We start from the raw sequence: 3,793 nt of genomic DNA, 5'->3' as shown, positions 1-3,793 counted from the left end.
CAGCTCGCTCCTTTGTCCGCTCGCTGCACACCACTACCCCGAGCGTTCCTGAGTGGCACGCCATTCGTGCCTGTTCGCCGGCCTGGATTCCGCCGTGGTGAGTTGTCAGGATTGCGCACGGGGTCCATCACGGGATGTGACCTGTGTAGGCGGTGGCACAGTGCTGAGGCGGTGTCAGGTGTGTGTGGGGAGGTGGGGCGGGAGTTGGCGAGGGTGGCGTTTGCACTGCTCTTGGAGGAGGGTACGACGGTCGAGCGGGTCGAGTACTACGACCGTGAGACTGTCGAGCGGCCCGACGGCGGCAGTGGCATTGGCGAGCACACCCCGCCCTCCACCCCCCGCCGCTGCGCATCGCGGGCTGACACCCCTCCCCCACCGGCCCCCGGTTCCACATCGTCGGCGTGAGGGCTGAGCTTGCCCGTCTCGATCTTGCTGAGCTTGCTCACGGACATGACAGCGCCACGGGCCACTGCTTTGGCTTCCTTGCCGGAAGCGTCCCGCAGTGCCCGCAGCGCTGCACCCAACTCCGAGCGGTTCACTCGCCGTGCGTCGCCCACCAATCCGCGAATGGCTCGGCATGGGCAAGGGCCGTGTCCCGGTAGCCGATGAACTCGGCGGCCTGGTCGTCGGGCAGTACGTCGGCCCGGAGGAACTTGCCGTCCGGGGTGTAGTGCATGGGCGCGGGTGTGGCCGAGTCGAACAACCAGAAGTCACTGGCGCTGTCCGGCAGCGGGTTCGGCCGGTCGGTCACGTCCAGGATGAAGAATTCCTCACCGGCCGTGGCGTTGGTGCGGTACCCCCACCCCAGCTCGAACCGCAGATACGGGGTCAGGGGACGGGTCGGTACGTGGACCCGGTACAGACGCCGTCCCGAGCTGACGTAATCCCGGACTTCCGCCAACCAGTCGGCGTTGTAGCCGTCGGGCTTATCCTCGCCCTTCACGAACGCACGGTAAGCATCCGTACTGCCCGAGTGGCTGTAGTCGTCCAGCGTCTCCAGCCGGAACGCTTCGTGCTCGAAGGTGTCGAACAGGTCCCCGAGAGACCTAGCCCAGCTGATCACCGAACGCCTTCACGATCAGATCCATCGGGATCTCTACCAGTGTTTCGTGCGCGGGAATGTCCAGCCCGTGATCGGTGGGCGTCTCGCCCTGCACCAGGACCGTGCCCGGGTCGGTCTTGTAGATGGTGGGGCAGTCCTTCTTGTCGCACGTCGTCGCCAACATCGTCACCTTCACGAGCGTTCCCCTTCCCGTGGTTCCTGGCCTGCCCACCGATCCTTCCCGGGCAGAGGAGTCCGGGGCAAGAGCCGGTGCTTTCCGGAACGGGAAATCGCCCCACACACAGGAAGCCCCCGCAACCGCCTCCCCGAAGGGGGACGGGCACGGGGCGAAGTACCCGCCCCCGTCCAGTAGGACGAGCTGTTCGCCGGCTGCCAGGGTCTCCAGGTACGCCACGGCTTGATCAGGGTCCGCGAACAGTTCGCGTGTACTGACCGGAAACGTTGATTGAGAGCAGGCAGTCACGAGGCCGGGGTTGAGTGTCTTTCAACCAGGTCTCTGGCGAGCTGACTGATGCGTTCGCGGGCTGTCTCTGGGGTGAGTATCTCGATGTGGTCGCCGAACTGGAGGAGCTGACGCACTGACTCGATGTCGGGGTAGCGGACGACGACGGTGCACCAGCCGTTTTCCGCGTCGGAGACGTCGTGGATGCGGTTGCCGAGGATGCGCCGCGCCAGGTCGAGTCCGTTTTCTGGCAGGCGGACGGTCACGCTCACGCGACCTTGCCCCTCGATGCGTTCCTTCAACGCGGCCCATCTGGTGCGGAGGGTTTCGCCTGGTCGGAGAGCAGCTGGCGCGTCGAGTTGTTCGTAGGACGAGAGTCGTTCCAGAGCGAACAGCCGACCGTTCCCCTGGTCATCGGCGATGAGATACCAGCGACCGGATTTCGCGACGATCCCGTACGGGTCGACCACCCGCGTTGAGGCCTGACTCTCGGCGCTGCGCCGGTACTGGATTCGCAGCCGGCGGCGGTGTCGCAGTGCCGAGGCCAGATCCGATACGTCGACCGCTGCCTCTGAGTCAGCAAACCACGCGGTGCTGTCTACCAGCACCAGGTCCGCCAGTTGCAGCAGGCTCGGCGACCCAGATGCTGCAGCCTGCCGAGCGGCGATCTTGCGCGCGGCCGACTCCCACACCGCAGACAGGCCCATACGCTCAAGTTGCGCGCTGTCCAAACCGGCTACGGAGAGTGCCTCCAGCTCTGATGGTTCCAGATGCGATGCGTTGAGCCGTGCACTGGGGAGCAAGACAATCCCGCCGTTCCGCCCGCGTTCGGCATAGACAGGCACACCTGCTGTCGAGAGCGCCTCGACATCCCGCAGCACGGTCCGCCGAGACACTTCCAGACGCCCGGCGAGCTCGGTGGTGGTGATGCGCTGACGGGTCTGCAGGAGCAGCAAGAGATGCAACAGCCTCGAAGCCTTCATACTGACCAGCCTTTGCGGAAAAGGTGACAGGTTCTGTCGCGATGCGGCGGTCAACTGGAGCAGTACCGAGAATTCAACGATCTGAGGAGCGCACCATGCCCGCACCCAACCTGTTCCTGATCGGCGTCCGCGACGCCGAGACCGCTACTGCCTTCTACAGCGACCTGTTCGAGATCGAACCGACCTTCATCAGTCCCCACTACGTAGCTTTCGAGGTTGCCCCCGGCGTCCTGTTCGCGCTGTGGACGGGCTACAGCGAGCATGCGGTCCCGAGCACCCCTCGAACGAGCGAAGTCGGACTGATGGTCCCAGGAGGAGCGACCGCGATTGACAAGATCTTCACGAGCTGGGTCTCGAAGGGAGTCCATGTCGCGGAGGAGCCACACGACGCTGTCTTCGGCCGCACGTTCGTCATCACGGACCCCGACGGCAACCTCATCCGAGTCTCCCCGGTGGACTGATCTTCACGCCCCCCTGCCCACACTTCCAGTAGTTGTCGAAGGGCCGGCCCGCACACGATGGTCGGCCCTTCAGGCTGTCCAGGAGCTCAAACACGTCACATCCGAACGCCGTCCCCACCCCGCGCCACCGCCTGAAAGCCGCTCGACTCGTCGTTATCGGACACCTTGAGGCGGCATGCGCTACCTGGGGTCGCGCGCTGGACGACTACCCACACATGAACTCGGGTCGCATTGACAAGCGGATCACGGACATGTTCACCCTGATTCGGCCACACTTGAGGAATCACAACGCGCAAGAGCTTTACGAACGAGCGCGCACCACCGTTCGGCCCGAGATGATCCCAGCCTGAATAGTCGCTACGCCCCAAGACCCCGCCACCCCCATAAGCCCCAGAGCAGCGGGGCCTTTCGTCTTGGTGCAGCTCGTCACGCCGCGAGGGCCGCCAGCCCGGGCCAGCAGACGAACGGGACGACCGAAGCCACCAACCAACCCGTCTCAGTACTCCGATACCAGCCGTGCATACCCACCAACTCATGCATGACCATGGTGGGCACCACCATGCGGAACCGCGGAACGCTCGCCCCCAGGAGCCGGGCCGACATGGCGGTGCAGATGAGCAGCGCCCGGAGCAACTGCGACTCCGACGCAATGGCCTCGGGAGTGTCCAGGTAGCGCCAGCCAGCAGTACGCCAACCCCACATGTCCGGCCCGGTCCGGGTGTAGAACTCGATCCGCAGATACCGAACCTGCCACTGTGCTGAGAAGTCGGGTCGCCCGGGGGCCCCAATTTACCCCCGGGCGCCCCCACCGACAAGCACACCCCCGGGGGGCGGCAAGGGTGGT

5 protein-coding genes are annotated in these 3,793 nt (G+C 65.2%); 1 reads left to right on the top strand and 4 read right to left on the bottom strand.

Annotated features, from left to right (window positions below; all coding sequences use genetic code 11):
- Positions 1–266: 266 nt before the first annotated feature.
- The 4 genes from ACWGIG_RS37710 to ACWGIG_RS37695 form a co-directional block, all read right to left on the bottom strand.
- Positions 267–539 (bottom strand): helix-turn-helix domain-containing protein, encoded by a 273-nt coding sequence (locus ACWGIG_RS37710; RefSeq protein WP_453326238.1) that lies wholly within the window; start codon positions 537–539, stop codon positions 267–269.
- A complete protein-coding gene (locus ACWGIG_RS37705) occupies positions 536–1,063 on the bottom strand; it encodes a DUF6879 family protein (protein WP_453326237.1) in 528 nt (175 codons plus the stop codon). The genes ACWGIG_RS37710 and ACWGIG_RS37705 overlap by 4 nt, the downstream gene beginning before the upstream one ends.
- Positions 1,047–1,238, bottom strand: coding sequence for a hypothetical protein (locus tag ACWGIG_RS37700; protein WP_453326236.1), 192 nt, complete (start codon positions 1,236–1,238; stop codon positions 1,047–1,049). The genes ACWGIG_RS37705 and ACWGIG_RS37700 overlap by 17 nt, the downstream gene beginning before the upstream one ends.
- A gap of 284 nt (positions 1,239–1,522) precedes the next feature.
- Positions 1,523–2,542, bottom strand: a complete 1,020-nt coding sequence (locus tag ACWGIG_RS37695) for a helix-turn-helix transcriptional regulator (RefSeq protein ID WP_453326235.1) — start codon at positions 2,540–2,542, stop codon at positions 1,523–1,525.
- 41 nt (positions 2,543–2,583) lie between these two features.
- On the opposite strand from ACWGIG_RS37695, the gene ACWGIG_RS37690 reads away from it, so the two are divergent.
- On the top strand, positions 2,584–2,949 hold the full coding sequence (locus tag ACWGIG_RS37690) for a VOC family protein (protein ID WP_453326234.1): 366 nt from the start codon (positions 2,584–2,586) through the stop codon (positions 2,947–2,949).
- The last annotated feature ends 844 nt before the right edge of the window (positions 2,950–3,793 follow it).

The sequence above is a fragment of the Streptomyces sp. NPDC054863 genome (assembly GCF_053610825.1).
Note: the sequence above shows the minus strand (reverse complement) of the source record. Positions and strands in the feature narration are given on the sequence as shown.

Bases quoted from the DNA above. Each gene is read 5' to 3' on its own strand.
- ACWGIG_RS37690 (WP_453326234.1), top strand. From the start codon at position 2,584: ATGCCCGCACCCAACCTGTTCCTGATCGGCGTCCGCGACGCCGAGACC.